Consider the following 19,121-nt stretch of genomic DNA (forward strand, 5'->3'; position numbering starts at 1 on the left):
CCGTCAATGCTTGTTGGACGCTTGGAGTAGCTCTCTCCCGCAAGGGGAGAGGCGCAGTTTTAACCAAGCCGCTTGAGGCTGGTGATCTCGGAGCCGCTTGCACGAATGCGCGCAACAGCTTCCGCCACAGGCTCGATCGCCACCGCCATGTGATGCGCATTGGCATGAATGAGGGTCGTGGCGTCGCGTGCGATGGCGACATGCCGCTTCCAGAAAACCAGATCGCCGCGCTTGAGATCAGCAAGATTGATTGATTGCGAAACGCCCACTGCATGTTCCTGCATGTCGCTGTCACGCGGACACACAATGCCGCAGGCCGTCAGCGAGATTTGCACGAGCCCGGAACAGTCGATTCCGTAGGATGTCTTTCCGCCCCACAGATAGGGCGTTTCCAGAAAGCGTTCTGCCACGCTGACGAAATCGACGTCTGCTTGATTCAGCGGCGCAACATGACGCGCCGGAATGAATCCGTCAGGCGTCACCGCAAATGTCGCTTCAAATCGCAAGACATCGAGCTGCGCCCCGAAGGGCAGCGAATAGAGCGGCGGCAGTTTGATGTCCGGACCCGGAAAGGCAAATGTCCGCAATGCAGAAATCTTGTGTTGAGGCTGACGGCGCGGCTTGCCAAGCGCGTTGGCCGGGAGCCAGCCGACATAGCCGTCGTTCTGCAGCTGGCCCCAGCTCCAGCCTTCGTCGGTCGTTTCATAAACAGTAACCCGCTCGCCCTTCAGCGCTTCGGTATCGAGGGGCGCGTCCGGGCGCGGCTCGCGCCGCAAAGGCGCCTGCGCGTCGAGCACCTCCATCGCTTGACCTTCGACAAACCGCTCGGCTTGCACCCGGCCGCGGAGCTTTGCGTCCGCAAGATCGGGGCGGGCCGGGGTCAGGCGTGGGTCGAAGGACGTCATCAGCCGTAGCGCTGCGACAGCAGCGCATAGAGCGCACGCGCCGCCTGGCATTCGCCGCCTTCCGGCCGCGCCGGCTTGGTCGACGGGTTCCAGGCATAGACGTCGAAATGCGCCCAGGCTTTCGCTTTTGAGACGAAGCGCTGCAGGAACAGCGCGCAGGTGATCGAGCCGGCAAAGCTCGACGCGGACACATTGTTCACATCCGCGACTTTCGAATCGAGCATGGAATTGTAAGGCGCCCAGAGCGGCAGGCGCCATACCGGGTCGCGCTCGCTTGTTGCGCAACGCTCGATATCGGACGCGAGCGCCGCATCATTGGTGTAGAAAGGCGGCAATTCCGGACCGAGCGCGACGCGCGCCGCACCGGTGAGCGTGCCCATGTCGATCAGAAGATCGGGTTCATCCTCATCGGCGAGTGCCAGCGCATCGGCGAGCACCAGCCGTCCTTCCGCGTCGGTATTGCCAATCTCCACATTCAGTCCGTTGCGTGAGGGATAGATATCGAGCGGTCGGAAGGCGGAGCCCGACACCGAATTCTCCACCGCCGGAATGAGCACGCGCAGCGAGACTTTCAGGCCGCGGCTCATGATCATGTGTGCGAGCGCGAGTGTCGCCGCCGCGCCGCCCATGTCCTTCTTCATGATCAGCATGGCGCTTTCCGGCTTCAGGTCGAGACCGCCGGTATCGAAACACACGCCCTTGCCGACCAGTGTCACCTTCGGATGTGTCTTGTCGCCCCAGCGCAGATCGATCAGGCGCGGCGGCCGGGTCGAGGCGCGGCCGACTGCATGAATGAGCGGGAAATTCTGGATCAGCAGATTTTCGCCGACCACGGCTTCCAGCCAGGCCCCGTGCTTTTCCGCGAGCAGCCGCGCCGCTTCATGCAACTCGGCAGGGCCCATGTCGTTGGCCGGCGTGTTGACGAGATCACGCGCCAAGGTGACGGCTTCGACGATGCGTGTGAGATCATCAGCATCGGCGCCTTCAGGAACGACGAGCCTGACGTCCTTGGCATCGGCCTTGCGGTAGCGGGAGAATTTATAGGCGCCGAGGGCAAAGGCGAGCGCGGCGAGCCGCAGGTCATGCGGGACGTTGGCGAAGCAATAGGTGCCAGCCGGGAGAAGCTGCGGCAGGCTGCCGGGCAGGAACGGATCCTTGAACGGCGCATCGCCGTTTTCCAGGCCGAACAGGACGCCCGCCAGTTGTCCATCCGCCGCCGGCAAAATCAGATGGCGTCCGGCCTTGGGCTCGAAGCCCGCGACCTCTGCAAAGGCGCGGGCTGGCGCCGCCAGGCTGTCCCTTGTTGCCGTCCAGTCGGACGCGGTCACGAAAGTGATTGGGATGGCCGGCGAAGTCCCCGGCGCGACGAAAACGGGATGCATGATGCGCTGAAATCCTGAGCTTTTCCGTTGCTATCACGCCGCCAAGGTTGGCGAAAAGGGGCGATCAGGCGTCCCAATTAACCTCCCGTTAGGGTTAACACTCTATTGATGAATGCGTGCCGGTCGTCTCCGAATTGTCCGGCGAAGCGGAGTCATGCGCTTGCCCTCGAGCCGCCATCGCCTTCTGGTCATGTCCGCTGTGTTCGCCGCGCTGGCGCTGTCGGCCTGCAAGACCACCAACACCGAGACGACGGGTTCGGTCGCCTCCGCGCCGCGCACGGAAACCGACTGGCGGCGCGACGCCGACATCTGGGGTGAGCGCTACCGGCAAAATCAGCGCGATCCGGAAGCCGCGGTCCGCTACGCGCAGGCGCTGCGCGCCACCGGCCAGCGGACGCAGGCCGCAGCCGTGCTGGAGCAGGCCGCAATCTACAATCCAAAAAACACGACCGTGCTCGGCGCCTATGGCCGGGCGCTGGCCGACACCGGCGCCTTCCAGCAGGCGTTGGACGTCCTCAGCCGCGCACATACGCCGGACCAGCCGGACTGGCGCGTGCTTTCCGCGCAAGGCGCGGTGCTCGATCAGATGGGCCGGCATCAGGAAGCGCAGCGTCACTACTCGGCGGCGCTCAAGATCATGCCGGACGAGCCGTCGGTCCTGTCCAATCTCGGCCTGTCCTATGCGCTGTCGAAAAACCTGCGCCAGGCGGAAGAAACATTGCGCCGCGCCAATGCGCAGAAGGGTGCGGAGCCGCGGGTCCGGCAGAATCTCGCACTGGTGGTGGGCCTGCAGGGGCGCTTCGCCGAAGCGGAATCCATTGCCCGCGGCGAGCTCTCTCCCGACGAAGCGGCTGCCAATGTCGCCTATCTGCGTCAGATGCTCGCCGAGGAGAAGGAGCGTGGCGGCCGCAAGCAACCGGGCCGCGCGCTGCGTCAGGCGGCAAGCTCGTAAATCAGAGTCCCATCACGCGGATCGCCGCCGGCCCGAGAATGACGATGAACAGGACCGGCAGGAAGAACACGATCATCGGCACCGTCAGCTTCGGCGGCAGGCCGGCGGCCTTTTTTTCCGCTTCGGTCATGCGCATGTCGCGATTTTCCTGCGACAGCACGCGCAGCGTCTGTCCGAGCGGCGTGCCGTAACGTTCGGCCTGCTGCAATGCGACGCAGATCGATTTCACCCCTTCAAGGTCGGTGCGCTTCGCCAGATTGTCATAGGCCTGCCGGCGATCCTGGAGATAGGACAATTCGGCGGTGGTCAGCGTCAACTCTTCGGCCAGCGCGACCGACTGCGAGCCGATTTCGTTGCTTACCTTGTTGAAGGCGGCCTCGATCGACATACCGGATTCGACGCAGATCAGGAGCAGGTCGAGCGCATCGGGAAAGGCGCGCCGGATCGAGAGCTGGCGCTTCTGGATCTTGTTCTTCAGGTAAAGCCAGGGCAGATGGATGCCGATATAGGTCGCCAGAATGCAGATGCCGATTTTGATCGCCGGGGGGTAATCGAGCTTGAGAATGAGGAAGACATAGATGATCGACACCAGCAGCATGACCGACGGCGTCACCATGCGGAAGAACAGATAGGTGATGTAGGGCGCCTCGCCGCGATAGCCGGCCTGGATGAGTTTCAGGCGCGCTTCCTCCTGCCCGACCCATTTTCTCAGGTTGAAGCGCTCGACCGCATGCTGCATGTATTGCTTGGGCGATTGGCGAAGCGAAATTTTTTCTCCGCGCGCCATGCGTTCGCGTTCGCGCTGACGGATTTTCTCCCGCTCGATCGCGACCTGCTTCATGCGTTTCGGCAAGGGGTCTGACGCCAGAAGCGGCATGGCCAGTGTAATGACGGTCGCGCCGGCCGCGATCGCGGCGAAGATCATCGCCAGCAGCTTCTGGTTCTGCATGATCTCGGTGATGAACTGGATCATGATGTCCTCAGAAGTCGAAATTGATCATCTTCTTCATGACCAGGCAGCCGGCGAGCATCCACAAGGCGCTGCCCGCAAGCATCATCTGGCCAATGTGGTGCTTCCAAAGAATCGAGATGTAGTCCGGGCTGGTCATCCAGACGAGGATCAGCACCACGACAGGCAGAGATCCGATAATAGCGGCGGATGCCTTGGCTTCCTGGGACATCGCCTGGATCTTCCCCTTCATCTTCTTGCGGTCGCGCAGCACCTTCGACAGGTTGCCGAGCGCCTCCGACAGGTTGCCGCCTGATTTCTGCTGAATGGCGATCACGATGCCGAAGAAATTCGCTTCCGGCAGCGGCATGCGCTCGTAAAGCTTCTGGCAGGCCTCGCCGAGAGGAATTCCGACAGTCTGTGTTTCGAGAATACTGCGGAATTCGCTGCGGACCGGTTCCTGCGCTTCCGCCGCGATCACCTTCAGGCTGTCCAGCAGTGGCAGGCCGGCCTTGATGCCGCGCACGATGACGTCGACGGCGTCGGGAAATGCGTTGAGGAATTTGTTTTCCCGGCGTTTCTTCAGATMKSTCWMYWRYMMRMAYSKMRWTSYGWAKMMSRSMSMRAAGCCGAAGCCGAGCGCGGCCATGAGCCCAAAACCCATACCCAGCGTGAGGATGAAGGCCACGATACCCATGCCCGCGGCGATCAGAAAGAACTGGCGTTTGGACCAGCTCAGGCCGGCCTGCGAAATGCGCACCGTCAGCGGCGGCCGCTTCTGCTGCTGCTGGCGCTTCTCAAGCTCCTTCAGCGATTCCTCAACCTGCTCGCGGCGGGATTTCTGCGCGCCTCTGGCGGCGCGCGCCACCGGCTGCGCGCGCGCCACGCTCTCTTTACGCCTTTCCGCCTTGCGCTCGCCGGACAGGATCGGAAGCAGGAAGACCCAGGCAATCCCGCCGACAGCGACTGTCGCAAGGAACGATAAGGCAAGGACCTGCAGGTTCATGACGTTTACCGCGATCAGGTGTTGAACGGCTCGTCGGCGATCATCGATGCATCGAGAGCCGCAGCCAGCCGGCGCTCCTCGCCGTAATAGCGCGCGCGCTCCCAGAAACGCGGTCGTCCGATGCCCGTGGAGCGGTGCCGGCCAATCAGATTGCCATGCGCGTCCTCGCCCATAATCTCATAGACGAACAGGTCCTGGGTGATGATGACGTCGCCTTCCATGCCCATCACCTCGGTGATGTGAGTGATGCGACGGGAGCCGTCGCGCAGGCGCGCGGCCTGGATGACGACGTCGACCGACGAGCAGATCATCTCGCGGATGGTGCGGGACGGCAGCGCGTAGCCGCCCATGGTGATCATCGATTCGATACGTGACAGCGCCTCGCGCGGCGAGTTGGCGTGCAGCGTGCCGAGCGAGCCGTCGTGTCCGGTATTCATCGCCTGCAGCAGGTCGAAGGCTTCCGGACCGCGCACCTCGCCGACGATGATACGCTCGGGCCGCATGCGCAGGCAGTTCTTGACCAGGTCGCGCATGGTGATCTGACCCTCGCCCTCGATATTGGGCGGGCGGGTTTCCAGCCGCACCACATGCGGCTGCTGCAGTTGCAGTTCCGCCGCGTCCTCGCAGGTGATGATGCGCTCGTCGTCGTCGATGAATTGCGTGAGGCAGTTGAGCAGCGTGGTCTTGCCGGAGCCGGTGCCGCCGGACACGATGGTGTTGGCCCGGCAGCGACCGATGATCTGCAGGATTTCGGCGCCCTGCGGCGAGATCGAGCCGAATTTCACCAACTGGTCGAGGGTGAGCTTGTCCTTCTTGAACTTGCGGATGGTGAGCGCGGGACCATCGATCGCCAGCGGCGGCACGATGGCGTTGACGCGTGAGCCGTCGGGCAGGCGCGCGTCGCAGATCGGCGAGGCCTCGTCGACGCGGCGGCCGATCTGGCTCACGATGCGCTGGCAGATATTCAGAAGCTGCTGATTGTCGCGGAAACGGACGCCGGTCCGGTGAATCTTGCCGGCGACTTCGATGTAAACGGTATTGGACCCGTTCACCATGATGTCGGCGATGTCGTCGCGCGCAAGCAGCGGTTCCAGCGGTCCGTAGCCCAGCACGTCGTTGCAGATATCGTCGAGCAGTTCCTCCTGCTCGGAGATCGACATCACGATATTCTTGATCGCGATAATCTCGTTGACGATGTCGCGGATTTCCTCGCGCGCGGAATCGGCGTCGAGCCGCGCCAACTGGCCGAGATCGATCGCTTCGATCAGGGCGCCGAAAATCGTTCCCTTCACCTCATAATAGGCTTCGGAGCGGCGGGTGTCGGTCGCCACGGCCGGAGCCGTGGGCGGCGCCGCGCGTTGCGGCGCAAGCGGCGGCGAGATCAGCGGCGCGCCAAGGCCCGCGGCGGGCAGCGGTGCGCGCCCGGTATCGGCCTGGGCCGGCGCCGGTGCGGGCATGGGAGGCGCAGACTTCGGCGCCTGAACGGGCGCCGGAGAAACCGCAACTCCGGAATGGGGATCATTGCCGGCGGCACTACGCTTTCCGAACACGACTCAGCTACTCCGTCGACGTCAACTCTGCCGCTTGCGCAGTTTCTGCAATAGCGGCGTGAACAGGCTGGCTTTGGATTTCTTGGCTTCCGAGCGCCCGGTCAGGATTTGCGCGAGCTGCCGGAATGTTTCCGCCACCTTGTGGTTGGCTGCGACCTCCGCGATCATCTGGCCGTTATTGGCCGCGGTGCCGAAAATCTGCGGCTCGAACGGAATGATCGCGACCGGCTCATCGTCGAGCGCCTTCGCGAAATCGGCCGGCTTGATTTCCGGCCGCTTCGGAATGCCGACCTGGTTGAGGATGTAGAAGGGGCGGTGATCGTTCGCCCGCGCCGCCTTCAGGAAATCGACCAGGTTCTTGGCATTGCGCAGATTGGCAAGATCGGGCGCAGCTACGATCAGGATATCGTCGGCAGAGAGAAGCGTGCGCTGCGTCCAGCCGGTCCATTGATGCGGCACGTCCAGAATGATGCAGGGCACGCTGGCGCGCAACGAATCGAAGATCGCATCGAACGCCTCGGCGCCGAAATCATAGACGCGCTCGAGCGTCGCCGGCGCCGCCAGCAGGCTGAGATTGTCGGAGCATTTCGACAGCAGGCGGTCGACGAAGGCGGTGTCGATGCGCTCGGGGGAGAAGACCGCGTCGGCGATGCCTTGCGGCGGATCCTGGTTATAGTCGAGGCCGGCGGTGCCGAAGGGGAGATCGAGGTCGGTGACAACCGAATCGAGGGACAGGTCGCGCGCAATCGCCCAACCGATATTGTGGGCCACGGTCGACGCGCCGACGCCGCCCTTGGCGCCAACCACAGCGATCACGCGGCCGACCGGCTTCGCATCCGGCGCCGAATACAATCCGCAAACCGCGCGCACAATGTCCAGAGTGCCGACCGGCGAGATGAGATAATCGCTCACGCCGCGGCGCACGAGCTCGCGATAAAGAACAATATCGTTGTGCCGTCCAACGACGATGACCCTTGTTCCGGCGTCGCAAAGTTCCGCCAGTGAATCCAGTCCGTCGAGGATATTGTCCGGGAGGCTTGCAAATTCCAGCACGATCACATTCGGCGTTGGCGCGGCGCGGTAAGCCTCGAGCGCCGCGGTGATGCCGCCCATCTGGATCTTCAGATGCGCTTTGCCGAGGCGGCGGTCTTCGCCGGCTGCCTGCACGGCGGCTGCGGTATCCACCGACTCGCAGAAGGCCTGGATCGAGATGCGCGGCGCCGGCGCGATGTGTTCGTCGCGGGCGGGAAGGGTGTCCGGCGCCCCGTCGGGAACGGCGGTCTGAAGCGCGTGTCTCATCATTTACCGACGTCGCTCAGTTTGGCTTTTTCATAGGCGTTGGGATATTTGCCCGAGAATTCTTCGCCCTTGCGATACTTCTCGAGCGCCACGGAGCGCCGCGCCTCATAGACGCCGGTTTCTCCGCGCGGCTGGACCAGATCGGCCGGGTTGTCGACCATCGCCGCGAGATTGCGCTGGTTGGCGCATCCGAGATTCCAGTACGGCCGGTTCTGGTTGTAGGAGGTGTCCATGGTTGCTCCGAGATCGTGCGGCCACAGCCCGCACGGGCCTGCCTCGGCGCTCACGCGCGGAAAATTCAGCCGCACGGTCGCCAGTTTGGTCGGATCGGGATGCGTATAGGGGCGTACGACCACGGCATGGCCGGGCACGCCCGCGGCGGCGAGGATCGAGCGGATTTCCCGCACCGCCTGCGAGGCGGCGATCTCGTTGGGGGAGGCCGCCGGCACCTCGATGATCATGCCGCCGGTCGCTTCACGTTTCCACACATGCGCGAAAGCCAGCACGTCGGCGCGCTGTTCCGCGTTCAGGGAGCCGCGGCTCTTGCCGATAAAGACCTCGACGGTGCGGTCGCTCTCCTTGATGGCGATGGGATGCCGCTTGCGGTAGTCGGTCGGGATGCTTGCGGTCGTGTCCTTCGCGACATAGCAGCCGGAGACGGCGAGCGTCATTCCCGCGGCCGCCAGGAGCCGCGCGGCTTTGCGCGCGAGCCCGCTGCGGCTCTTCAGATGGGAACGTGAGAGAGTCATCAATCGTCTCCTCGTGACTTGCACTCAGTCGAGAATGAAGCCGACATTGCCGTGATAGATTTTCCGCGGATCGACCTTGTCCTGGATGCCGTAGATCCTGTTCAGCCGTCCGAGCAGGATGCTCGAGGCATCCGGCGCGTCGGCAAAGCCGTCGTCGGGGCGCGAGAGATCCTTCTGCGCCACCGCGCGGACCACATACGGCGTCACCAGGATCATCAACTCGGTCTGACGGTTGACGTAGTCGCGGCTCTTGAACAGCGAACCGAGGATCGGCAGTTGCATCAGGCCGGGAAGGCCGTTGAGCTGCTGCTTGGTCGACTCCTGGATCATGCCAGCCATCGCCAAAGCGCCGCCGGAGGGGATTTCGACCACGGTTTCTGCGCGCCGGGTGCGGATCGAGGGGATCGTTGTGGAGGTCGTCGATCCCGGAATGGTCATGGAAATCGCGCCCTCGCTCGACAGATCGGAAACCTCCGTCATCACCTTCAGGCTGATGCGGCCCTCGGAAAGCACGACCGGCGTGAAGGCCAGGCTGACGCCGAATTTCTTGAAATCGATCTGCTGCTGGCAGATGGGCGGCGATCTAGTGGTGTCGCAGCTCAGGCCATTCGGAATGGGAAATTCGCCGCCGGCGATGAAGGTCGCCGTCTCTCCCGAGATCGCGGTCAGGTTAGGTTCTGCGAGCGTCCGGATCACGCCGGCGCGATCCATCGCCCGCAGCGTGGCCGTGATGCCGCGGAAATTGCCCCTGATGGCGGAATTGCTGAGGTCTGAGCCAAAGGCAGTGAAGGGATTGTTGGTGACAAAGTCAACAACGGAGGAGCCGCCGCCGATGCTGCCGTTCAGGTTGATACCGAGCTGCTTGATGACATCGCGTTGCACCTCGGCAACCGTCACTTTCAGCATGACCTGGTCGCGTCCGCGCACGTTGATGTTGTTGATGACCTTGTTTTCGCCGGCGAGTCGTGTCGCGAGATCGAAGGCTTGCTGCGCTTCACCCTGGTTGGCCGCAAGCCCTGTCAGCACAACGCCGTCGCCAAGCCCATCGGCGCGGATATCGGAATTCGGGAACATCTGCTTCAGCGCGGCGCGCAGGCCGTTGAGGTCGCGGGTGACGGCGATGTCGAAGCCGGCGATCTGCCGCCCCTCGCTGTCGAAGAAGAAGATGCTGGTTTGCCCCGACTTCACGCCGATCATGTAGGCGCGGCGGGAGGAGCGAACGACGGCGTTGGCGATAGTGGGATCGGCGACCAGGACATCCTTGATGTCATTCGGCAGATCGACGACGACAGCCTTGCCGACGCCGAGGCTCACCTGCCGCGAGCTCAGTTCGCTGCCGACCACTTGAATGACCGGCATGCGCGGCTCGGCTGCGCCGGACAGGTCCGCGCATGCGATACCGCCGATTGCAGCCAGCGCGGCCAGCGACACGCTTCGGATCAGCGACCGATGCAGCATGGGAGTGTTCCTTCTGGACCCTTCACTTCGTCATCTTGGTGGTGGACACGCCGTAGCGGATCACTTTGATCTCGTTGCGCGACGATGAGGTATCCTCGGTAGCGGCCGTCCTGGCGGTGTCGACGATGCTGCGCAAAGCCAGCGCCACGACGCCGATCTGCTGCGCCAGCACCAGGGTTTCGGCCTGGCCCGGCGACAATTCGAGGGTGGCAGTCTTGCCGACGACGACCTTCTGCCCGTTCTTGTCCTCGACCGTCTGGTCGATGGCGAGCACGCGGACATTCCTGAGAATGGTCTCGCTGATATGCGCTTCCGTGCTGGAGGCCTTCTCGGCCTCCTTGTCGCGCCGGTAGAGGATCACGTCGACATGATCGCCGGGAATGATGAAGCCGCCGGCGCCGGTCTCCGGCTTGATTTCGGTCGACACCGCGCGCATGCCCGAGGGCAGGATCGCGGCCATGTAGCCGGACTGGCCGGCCTTGATCAGGCGCGATTCCTGGATCGGCTCGCCGGCGACGAAGGCCGCGCGGGCATAGGATTTTGACAAGTCCTCGATGGCGTTGGGCCGGTCGGACTTGCGGATGAAGTGCGGCCCGGCCGAAGCGGTCGGCCAGATTTTCCATTCAAGATCTTGCGCCGAAACGGGCATACCGGCGCCGATATCGGATTTCGCCACCAGGATATCGGTGGTCTCGAGCTGGGCGACCGGCTTTTCCGGCTGCGGAGCCGGCTTCTCGCCGCCCCGGCCGGCCAGCAGCGCGGCCAGACCTCCGGCGGCAACGGCCACACCCAGCACTACAAGGCGCGCGGCTTTCATACGCTGTCACTTTCCACAACTGACGCAACGAGCCGGGGACATCCGGCGTCGGTGGATTTGACCACTCAAAGGTCAATTCGTGGTTAATGAGCGGTTTGCAAACCAAGTTAATTTTGGATTGCTGGCGCGCGCCGTACGAGAGTGTGATCGGGTCAATTGAAGCAGTGTCCTGACCATCACCGTCACCCTGAGGAGCTTGCGCACCGATCTCGGGTTTACCCGAAATCCGCATTCCTGAATTTGCAGGTCGGCTATAGCCGACTTGCGTGCGCAAGCCTCGAAGGGCGACGACCCGGGCCAGCCATCCTTCGAGGTTCGCTTCGCTCGCACCTCAGGATGATGGAGAAATGCTTTCAACCGATCTGGACAAGAACGAACAAGCGTCAGAATCCGAGCGGCTTCATCCAGATCGTGTTTGGGTAGATCACGATCGCGGCGGCGGCGAGCGCGATGCCGTAGGGAATGCCGCCGCGTGGCTCGTGCAGACGCTGCGCCCATTCGCGGTTGGCGAGCATGAGCGGCAGCGGCCAGGCGCGGATCTGCAAGAGAAGCAGCGTCAATGCGCCGCCGAAGATCGAGGCGATCAGAAGATATTCCATCAGATGCGTGAAGCCGAACCACAAGGCAGTGGCGGCTGCCAGCTTCGCGTCGCCACCGCCAATCCAGCCAAATGCGAAACACGCAAACGCGATCGCCAGCACCAGAAGGCCGGCGCCAGCATGCCACAGCATGTCGGTGGGAGAGAGGCCGACAAGGACTGCCATCACCGCGAAGCCGACGACGAGCAGGATCGAGACGCGGTTGGAAATGGTCATCGTGAACAGATCGCTCCATGCCGCGAACAGCATGAGCGCGGGAAACAATGACAATCTGATCGCGTCGATCATTGGAGAAGTCTTGCAGCCTGTCCGTTTAATTCATCCAGCCGGCCATGGTTGCAAGCTCGATGAATGCCGGCGCCAGTTTCTTGCTGATGGCGAGATAAGTCGCGATCGTGGCCAGAATGATGGCAGCAACGATCAGCGAGAATTCGAGCCGGCCGTGTTCCGGATGATGTTTTGAAGTTTCCGACACGCGCCGCATGTCCACACACCTGTCCCTTAAGTCCACATGTCTTGCGACAGCTAAACGGGACGGCGCTAAGAATCGGTAAGAAATCAAGGTCGATTTTTGGTTACTTTCGCGCAATTGCGTGGCCGCGTGTGCAAACAAAAAAGCTCCGGCCTCTGCCGGAGCTTTTCTGCAATTGCAAAGATGGGCGCAGCCTTACTTCAAGGCAGCCGCAATGGTTCCCCATGTCGTATTCAGGTTCGTACCGGCAAGCTGCACGGCCGCGATGATAACAACCGCGATACCGGCGGCGATCAGGCCGTATTCGATGGCGGTCGCGCCGGACTCGTCCGACACAAAACGCGCGACAAGATTCTTCATATTAGGCTCCTGAGTGATCCACACGTCGTGTGCCCCCTGGACCTGCTTTTTCGTCAGTTGTCCGGAACACGCGAGGAACCTAGCGGTACCGCCTTGCGGCTCCGTTAATCCGATCGCATAAACATGCGTGTAATTCGGCTTTCTTGTCTGTGGTTAAAATACCATTGCAGCGATATCCGCGCCGTTTTGCGGGCCTTTTTCAGGCGTTTGTGCATGTCGCCGCGAACGGACCGAACGTGTGAAGATGCAGTTAGCACGCCAGTGCAAAGTGTTTGCGGTTCCTTCATCTCTTTGCAGTGAAGTCAGCGCGGAACCGCATGGCGTTCTGATTGCGGTCCCGGATCCGGTTTAGTCCTGCGTGCGGAGAGTTCCGATGAAGGCGTTCGCGAGGCGGCGTGGCCGCAGTCTCATTCTGTCTTGCGCCGCCCTGTCTCTGCTCATGGTCATGCCATCACTGGCCGGCGCCGACGCGCCGAACGCCGACAGTCTCACCCTTATTGTGGATGAAGCAAGACTGATCCGGATGCCCGACCGCACGGCGACGCTGGTGATCGGCAACCCGCTGATCGCCGACGCCTCCATTCAGCCCGGCGGGCTGATGGTGCTGACCGGCAAGGGATACGGGCAGACCAACCTGATCGCGCTTGATCGCGAGGGCAACAAGCTCCTGGATAGGAACCTTCTGGTGAAGCGCTCCGGCGAGCTCGTCACCGTCTATCGCGGCATCCTGCGGGAAAGCTATAGCTGCGCGCCGCAATGCGAGCCGCGCAATACGCTCGGCGACGTTCCGGCCTTCTTCAACACGACGCTTACCCAGACGGTGACCCGCAACAACCAGGCGTCGGCGATCAAGTGACTGGGCTGCATTCGCTTTATGGAAGTGGCTTGCTCCGAATATCACCGTCACCTTGAGGCGCTTGCGTGCGCAAGCCTCGAAGGGCGACGGCCGCCATCCTTCGAGGCTCGCTTCGCTCGCACCTCAGGATGACGGAGAAACGCAAGCGACATGGTTATCAAACCCTGAACATCCGCTTCCCCGATTTCCGGGATTGCCGCAACAATTCGACAATCCGCCTTTGCTACTTTTCAACGTCCTACCGGACCTTTGGATGTTGATCGGGCTGTTCTATGTTCGAAGTCTTGCAAACCTTTCTCCTGCGCGCAGCGCGAAGCCGCAAGCTGAACATCTTTCGCCGCTTCGTCCACCACAACAAGGGCGCCACGGCGGTTGAATTCTCGATCGTTGCGATTCCGTTCCTGGGAATGATGTTCGCAATTGCCGAGACCGGCCTGGTCTTCTTCGCCGGCCAGGCGCTGGAGACGGCTGCTGCAGACTCGGCGCGGAAAATCCTCACCGGCCAGGCGGATGGATGGAGTCCGGACAAGTTCAAGGAGGAAGTTTGCAGCCATGTTTATGGGCTGTTTGATTGCAACAAAATCCAGTTCAACGTGAAGGCCTATCCGTCATTCGGCGCAGCCGACATGAAGACGCCGATTGATGCTGACGGCAACATTGTCAGCGAGTTCAACGCGGGTCAGCCGGGCGACGTCGTCATCGCGCGGCTTATGTACGAGTGGCCGATTGCCATTCCCATGCTGAAGTTGGACGACAGGCCCGGCTACAAGCGTCTTTTGATGGCGACTGTGGCTTTCCGCAACGAGCCGTATAAGTGAGGTCGGCTGCGATGCCGTTCCATAGGACATCCACCTTTACCAGCGCTGCGATGGCCGCGTTGCGCCGGTTCAGAGCCGATGATCGCGGCGTGTCTGCGATCGAAGCCGCGTTGCTGATGCCGTTCATGATCACGTTGTATCTCGGCGGCGTGCAGCTCTCGCAGGCCATCGACATCGACCGCAAGGCCACTCTTGCTGCGCGCACCGTCGCCGATCTCACGTCACAAGTCGCCAGCACCGATTTGGCCGGCGTCACCACCATCCTCAATGCGGCGACGCAGGTGATGTCGCCGTATGCCGATTCCGAGGCCAATGCCGGGAAACTGATGGTGCGCGTCTCGGTGATCAAGATCGATGCGCAGTCGAAGGTCACCATCGACTGGAGCAAGGCCAAGAACGGCTCGCCGCGGACCGAGATCACAGTGCCGCCTGACCTCGTGGTTCCAAATACCTCGCTTGTGCTGGGCGAGGCCGAATACGCTTATGAACCGCAAATCGGCAAGGTTCTCACCGGAACGATGAATCTCAATGACAAGATCTACATGCGGCCCCGCCTGTCGACCACGGTCGAGTGCCCGTCCTGCAAATCCTGAACGCGGGCGGCTCTACGTGATCGCCGGAATGGGCAGCATCGTCGTCGACTTGATCTTCTCCATCGCAAAGCGCGAAGTGACGTTCTTCAGCGGCACGGCGGCGATCAGCCGCTTGTAGAAAGTGTCATAGGCCTGCATGTCGGCGGCGACCACGCGCAGCATGTAATCGACGTCGCCGGCCATGCGGTAGAATTCCATCACCTCCGGCATCTCGCTCACCAGGGTGGCGAACCGGCTGAGCCATTCCTGCGAATGATCGTCGGTCTCCACCGACACGAACACGGTGATGCCGAGCCCGACCTTGTCCTGGTCGACGATCGCCACCCGGCGCTGGATCACGCCGTCTGATTCGAGGCGCTGGATGCGCTTCCAGCAAGGGGTGGAGGAGAGGCCGACCCGCTGGCCGATCTCGGCCACCGAGAGCGAGGCGTCTTCCTGCAAGGTCAGGAGAATTTTCCGGTCTATTGCGTCCATGGAATGATTCCGGGGCATAGAATTTTTTGTTGAATACGAAGCTTAATAAGTCTGTATAAAGAAAAATATTCTATAGCAAGGGGAAATTCTCGCGTAAGCCTCTCTCCGTCACCCTGAGGTGCCGTGCGCAGCACGGCCCTCGAAGGGCGGTGGCCCCTTCAGTTTCGGCTGTCCTCCTTCGAAGCTCACCCGGCCTGCGCCGGGGTCGCACCTCAGGATGACGGCTCGAAGAAGCGCTCCCCCGTCTCCACCCAATCCCGGATGATGTGGTGCGCAATCGCGACCGGCGGCGGCGTGGTGAGACCCTGCGGATGCTGCCGCAGCAGCATGGCCGCGGCCTCATCGCGGCTGAACCAGCGCGCGTCTTCCAGCTCATTGCGGTCGACGGTGATCTCCTCCGACAGCGCTTGCGCATGGCAGCCGATCATCAGCGAGGAGGGAAACGGCCAGGGCTGCGACGCGAAATAGCGCACGCGGCCGCAGACGATGCCCGCCTCTTCCAGCGTTTCGCGCCGCGCCGCTTCCTCGATCGTCTCGCCCGGCTCGACAAAGCCCGCGAGACACGACCACATGCTTTGCGCGAAACGCGCCTGCCGCCCGAGCAGGCATCGTTCGCCGGCCACCGTCAGCATGATCACGACCGGGTCGGTGCGTGGAAAATGCTGCATGCCGCAATGCGTGCATTCTCGCCGCCAGCCGCCATCGCAAGCCATGTTCGGTTTACCGCAATTTGAGCAGAAGCGGCGGCGCGCATGCCAGTGCAGCAGCGCCTTGGCTTCGGCGATGGGCCCCAGATGATCGGCGTCGACGAGCCCCTGCACGGCGATGGAGCGCAGGTCGGTGACATGAAAGCCATCATGTGTTTTCAGCGCGTCCGCTGCTTCGGAGGCAATGCCTAGCCCGAAGCGTGCGCTCCCGTTCAGAAGACCCAGAAACACCCGCTCGGTGACATTCGGGAAACGGCCTGTTTCCGCGGTTGTGAAAAGCGGATCGAACCCTTTGCCGGCGGTTTTCAGCACGATGGTCTCGTTGCTGACGACGTAAAACCCGCAATCGTCACGCTGCGCCAGCGCGCTCAGAGCCGCAGGATCGGCGCGTCTGTCCGCGGCGCGGTCGAGCAGGTTGCCGGCGTAACCGAGGTGGGGTTTTGGGTTGAATTGAGGGCTGGAGGACATGCTGGTGTGAATTCAGTTTGAATGGACGCAGCCCGATGCCGCGAACTCGGAATGCTCCCCTCCCCTTTGCGGGGAGGGTTGGGGGTGGGGATCGTCATTGAGGCGAATGTCATTGCATCTCTATGCTACCCCTCCCTAATCCTCCCCCACAAGGTGGGAGGTCTGAGCTTGCTGCGCCGCCACGCGCTCATTCAAACGGAATCCACACTACGACATCCACAGCTTGCCGCGCATCGCATTCATGAATCGGTCCAGCGCTGCCGCATCATGAGCGAGCGGGGGCGCCGCGCCCCAGACGGGCTTGGGCCAGGCCTTGTCGGTCTTGTGGCGGGCGATGATGTGGACATGCAACTGCGGCACCGCATTGCCGAGCGCCGCGATATTCAGCTTGTCGCATGCGGTCACGGCCTTCAGCGCGCGCGCCACGCGATCGATCTCGACCATCAATTGCGCCTGTTCGACCTGATCGAGGTCGATGATCTCCACAGCGTCCGGCCGGCGCGGCACCAGCAGCAGCCACGGATAATTGGCGTCCTTGATGATGAGGACGCGGGACAGTACCAGATCGCCCAGCGGAACGGTGTCGCGCGCAAGCTGCAGGTGGAGCGCCCAGGAAGGCGTGGAATTCATGTGGCTATCCAAGGCATTGCGGGACGCCACCCTAGCACACGGAAGGCGTCGTGCGCTTGCTTTCCCCCCTCAATGGCCCGATATAGGAGCCGGGAGGTTGGCGGTGGACGAGCCACTCGCCAACCGGGTCAGGTCCGGAAGGAAGCAGCCCTAACGAGCTCCGGTTCGGGTCGCTCGTCAGCCTCCCACTTTCTCGATATGGCGGGCCTTGCGAGGCGCGCAGACGCCGGGACAACCCTGCCGGAGACAGAATGAGCGACGCCGACACCCGTCAGCCGACTTCTGCGTCCGATCCAGTGCGAGACGGGCCGGCGGGGTCCTATCGCGTGCTTGCTCGCAAATACCGCCCGGCCACCTTCGATGATCTCATCGGTCAGGACGCGATGGTGCGCACCATCTCGAATGCCTTTGACACGGGGCGCATTCCGCAAGCCTGGATTCTCACCGGCGTGCGCGGCGTCGGCAAGACGACGACGGCGCGCATTCTCGCGCGCGCGCTGAATTACGAACTGCCTGACGGCTCGGCCAAAGGGCCGACCATTTCGATGCCGCAGCTCGGGGTTCATTGCCAGGCAATCATGGATTCGCGGCACATCGACGTGCTGGAGATGGACGCCGCCTCGCATACCAGCGTCGAGAATATCCGCCAGTTGCTCGACGGCGTGCGCTATGCGCCGGCGCAGGCGCGCTACAAGGTCTACATCCTCGACGAAGTGCACATGCTCTCCGACAAGGCGTTCAACGCCTTGCTGAAGACACTGGAAGAGCCGCCGCCGCATGCGAAGTTCATTTTCGCCACCACGGAAATTCGCAAGGTGCCGATCACGGTGCTGTCGCGCTGCCAGCGCTTCGATCTGCGGCGCATCGAGTCATCGGTGCTCGTGCAACATCTTACCAATATCGCCGTCAAGGAAAGTGTCACCGTCGAGCCGGAAGCGCTGGCGCTGATTGCGCGCGCGGCCGAAGGCTCGGTGCGCGACGCGTTGTCGCTGTTTGATCAGGCGATCGCGCATGCGGCGGGCGAAGTGCGCGCCGAAGATGTGCGGCAGATGCTGGGCTTGGCCGACCGCACGCGTGTGGTCGATCTGTTCGAGACGCTGCTGCGCGGCGACATGACGTCGGCGCTGAAGGAGTTGCGTGACCAATATGATTCCGGCGCTGATCCCAGCGTCGTATTGGCCGATCTCGCCGATTTCACGCATTTCGTCACCCGTGTGAAGCTCGTGCCGTCGGTCGCCGACGATCTGTCCCTCAGCGAAGCCGAGCGCACGCGCGGCCGCGCTTTCGCGGCGTCGCTGTCGATGCGCGTGTTGTCGCGCACCTGGCAGATGCTGCTGAAGGGGCTTGCGGAAGTGCAGGCGGCCGGCCGGCCGATCGCCGCCGCGGAAATGGTCCTGGTGCGCATCGCCTATGCCGCCGATCTGCCGACGCCGGACGAGGTGATCCGTTCGCTGGGCGAGGATGCGCCTGCGGCGTCGCCGCGCGTGCAAGGCAATGGCGGCGGCGCGACATATCATCAGGGCGGCGGCGGTGCCGTCGGCGGACCGCGCCTGGAGGCGCCACGCAACGCGCCGCGCGCGTCCGCGGCGCCAGCAATGAGCCCGGTGGCGCGCCTCGCCGAGACCGCGCCGCAAGCGGCACCGGCGAACGCGACGGTGATCGGACGTTTCGAAGACCTGGTGACGCTCGCGACTGAAAGGCGCGATCTGCAGGTCAAGACGGCTTTGGAGCGCGATGTGCGGCTGGTGCGCTGCGAGGACGGGCGTCTCGAAATCGCGCTGGAGCCGAGCGCGGCCAAGACGCTCGTCAACGATCTGTCGCGCAAGATTTCCGCCTGGACCGGGCGGCAATGGGTGATCGTGCTGTCGCGCGAGCCGGGCGCGCCGACTCTGCGGCAGCAGGCAGAGGCGCGCGAGGCCGAGCTGAAGCGCGGCGTGCGCGGCGATCCGCTGGTGCAGGCGGTGTTCGCAAAATTTCCAGGCGCCGAGATTGTTTCTGTTCGCAGCCGAGAAGAGGATCTTCCGCCGAGCAATGCCGAGCTCGCGTCCGAGGAAGAGCGTTTCTACGAGGATTAAAG

The 19,121-nt window shown here is 62.8% G+C and carries 19 protein-coding genes, 1 other RNA gene and 1 pseudogene; 6 read left to right on the top strand and 15 right to left on the bottom strand.

The window, feature by feature from the left end:
• Positions 1-59: 59 nt before the first annotated feature.
• On the bottom strand, positions 60-905 hold the full coding sequence (locus RO009_10650) for an NlpC/P60 family protein (protein ID MDT3685487.1): 846 nt from the start codon (positions 903-905) through the stop codon (positions 60-62).
• Positions 905-2,287 carry a leucyl aminopeptidase family protein gene (locus RO009_10655; protein MDT3685488.1) on the bottom strand — a complete coding sequence of 461 codons (1,383 nt, stop codon included), beginning with the start codon at positions 2,285-2,287 and terminating at the stop codon, positions 905-907. The genes RO009_10650 and RO009_10655 overlap by 1 nt, the downstream gene beginning before the upstream one ends.
• A 154-nt stretch (positions 2,288-2,441) precedes the next feature.
• Here RO009_10655 and RO009_10660 point away from each other — a divergent pair, with 154 nt between their 5' ends.
• The gene (locus tag RO009_10660; protein ID MDT3685489.1) at positions 2,442-3,239 is read left to right on the top strand and encodes a tetratricopeptide repeat protein; all 798 of its coding nucleotides are present in this window, start codon (positions 2,442-2,444) and stop codon (positions 3,237-3,239) included.
• Between the two features lies 1 nt (position 3,240).
• Here RO009_10660 and RO009_10665 read toward each other — a convergent pair whose 3' ends face one another.
• From RO009_10665 to RO009_10710, 10 genes and pseudogenes are all read right to left on the bottom strand, one after another.
• Positions 3,241-4,212, bottom strand: coding sequence for a type II secretion system F family protein (locus RO009_10665; GenBank protein MDT3685490.1), 972 nt, complete (start codon positions 4,210-4,212; stop codon positions 3,241-3,243).
• A gap of 7 nt (positions 4,213-4,219) precedes the next feature.
• Positions 4,220-5,194 (bottom strand): annotated as a pseudogene (locus RO009_10670) (type II secretion system F family protein).
• A 14-nt stretch (positions 5,195-5,208) separates the two neighbouring features.
• Entirely contained in the window at positions 5,209-6,651 is a 1,443-nt protein-coding gene (locus RO009_10675; GenBank protein MDT3685491.1) for a CpaF family protein, read from the bottom strand.
• 114 nt (positions 6,652-6,765) lie between these two features.
• A complete protein-coding gene (locus tag RO009_10680; GenBank protein MDT3685492.1) occupies positions 6,766-8,046 on the bottom strand; it encodes an AAA family ATPase in 1,281 nt (426 codons plus the stop codon).
• Positions 8,043-8,792 (bottom strand): CpaD family pilus assembly protein, encoded by a 750-nt coding sequence (locus tag RO009_10685; GenBank protein ID MDT3685493.1) that lies wholly within the window; start codon positions 8,790-8,792, stop codon positions 8,043-8,045. The genes RO009_10680 and RO009_10685 overlap by 4 nt, the downstream gene beginning before the upstream one ends.
• Positions 8,793-8,816: 24 nt before the next feature.
• Entirely contained in the window at positions 8,817-10,250 is a 1,434-nt protein-coding gene (locus RO009_10690; GenBank protein ID MDT3685494.1) for a type II and III secretion system protein family protein, read from the bottom strand.
• A gap of 22 nt (positions 10,251-10,272) precedes the next feature.
• Positions 10,273-11,067, bottom strand: a complete 795-nt coding sequence (gene cpaB, locus RO009_10695) for a Flp pilus assembly protein CpaB (GenBank protein MDT3685495.1) — start codon at positions 11,065-11,067, stop codon at positions 10,273-10,275.
• A gap of 383 nt (positions 11,068-11,450) precedes the next feature.
• Complete coding sequence (locus tag RO009_10700) at positions 11,451-11,954, bottom strand: prepilin peptidase (GenBank protein MDT3685496.1); 504 nt, start codon at positions 11,952-11,954, stop codon at positions 11,451-11,453.
• 25 nt (positions 11,955-11,979) lie between these two features.
• Entirely contained in the window at positions 11,980-12,150 is a 171-nt protein-coding gene (locus RO009_10705) for a hypothetical protein (protein MDT3685497.1), read from the bottom strand.
• A gap of 183 nt (positions 12,151-12,333) precedes the next feature.
• Positions 12,334-12,498 (bottom strand): Flp family type IVb pilin, encoded by a 165-nt coding sequence (locus RO009_10710; protein MDT3685498.1) that lies wholly within the window; start codon positions 12,496-12,498, stop codon positions 12,334-12,336.
• A gap of 373 nt (positions 12,499-12,871) precedes the next feature.
• Between RO009_10710 and RO009_10715 the strand changes: the two genes are divergently transcribed.
• The 3 genes from RO009_10715 to RO009_10725 all read left to right on the top strand — a co-directional run bounded on the left by RO009_10715 (position 12,872) and on the right by RO009_10725 (position 14,765).
• Positions 12,872-13,354 (top strand): pilus assembly protein N-terminal domain-containing protein, encoded by a 483-nt coding sequence (locus RO009_10715; GenBank protein ID MDT3685499.1) that lies wholly within the window; start codon positions 12,872-12,874, stop codon positions 13,352-13,354.
• A 272-nt stretch (positions 13,355-13,626) separates the two neighbouring features.
• Positions 13,627-14,172, top strand: a complete 546-nt coding sequence (locus tag RO009_10720; protein ID MDT3685500.1) for a TadE/TadG family type IV pilus assembly protein — start codon at positions 13,627-13,629, stop codon at positions 14,170-14,172.
• An 89-nt stretch (positions 14,173-14,261) separates the two neighbouring features.
• Complete coding sequence (locus RO009_10725; GenBank protein MDT3685501.1) at positions 14,262-14,765, top strand: TadE/TadG family type IV pilus assembly protein; 504 nt, start codon at positions 14,262-14,264, stop codon at positions 14,763-14,765.
• 12 nt (positions 14,766-14,777) lie between these two features.
• Here the strand turns inward: RO009_10725 and RO009_10730 are convergent, their stop codons facing one another.
• The 3 genes from RO009_10730 to RO009_10740 all read right to left on the bottom strand — a co-directional run bounded on the left by RO009_10730 (position 14,778) and on the right by RO009_10740 (position 17,044).
• On the bottom strand, positions 14,778-15,239 hold the full coding sequence (locus tag RO009_10730; protein MDT3685502.1) for an Lrp/AsnC family transcriptional regulator: 462 nt from the start codon (positions 15,237-15,239) through the stop codon (positions 14,778-14,780).
• A 212-nt stretch (positions 15,240-15,451) separates the two neighbouring features.
• Positions 15,452-16,414, bottom strand: a complete 963-nt coding sequence (nudC, locus tag RO009_10735; protein ID MDT3685503.1) for an NAD(+) diphosphatase — start codon at positions 16,412-16,414, stop codon at positions 15,452-15,454.
• A 207-nt stretch (positions 16,415-16,621) separates the two neighbouring features.
• Positions 16,622-17,044, bottom strand: a complete 423-nt coding sequence (locus tag RO009_10740; protein MDT3685504.1) for an HIT family protein — start codon at positions 17,042-17,044, stop codon at positions 16,622-16,624.
• A gap of 92 nt (positions 17,045-17,136) precedes the next feature.
• On the opposite strand from RO009_10740, the gene ffs reads away from it, so the two are divergent.
• Both ffs and RO009_10750 read left to right on the top strand, forming a co-directional pair.
• An RNA gene (ffs, locus tag RO009_10745) (signal recognition particle sRNA small type) lies at positions 17,137-17,233 on the top strand.
• Between the two features lie 62 nt (positions 17,234-17,295).
• Positions 17,296-19,119 carry a DNA polymerase III subunit gamma/tau gene (locus RO009_10750; GenBank protein ID MDT3685505.1) on the top strand — a complete coding sequence of 608 codons (1,824 nt, stop codon included), beginning with the start codon at positions 17,296-17,298 and terminating at the stop codon, positions 19,117-19,119.
• Positions 19,120-19,121: the final 2 nt, after the last annotated feature.

This window comes from Pseudorhodoplanes sp., assembly GCA_032027085.1.
Lineage (GTDB): Bacteria > Pseudomonadota > Alphaproteobacteria > Rhizobiales > Xanthobacteraceae > Pseudorhodoplanes.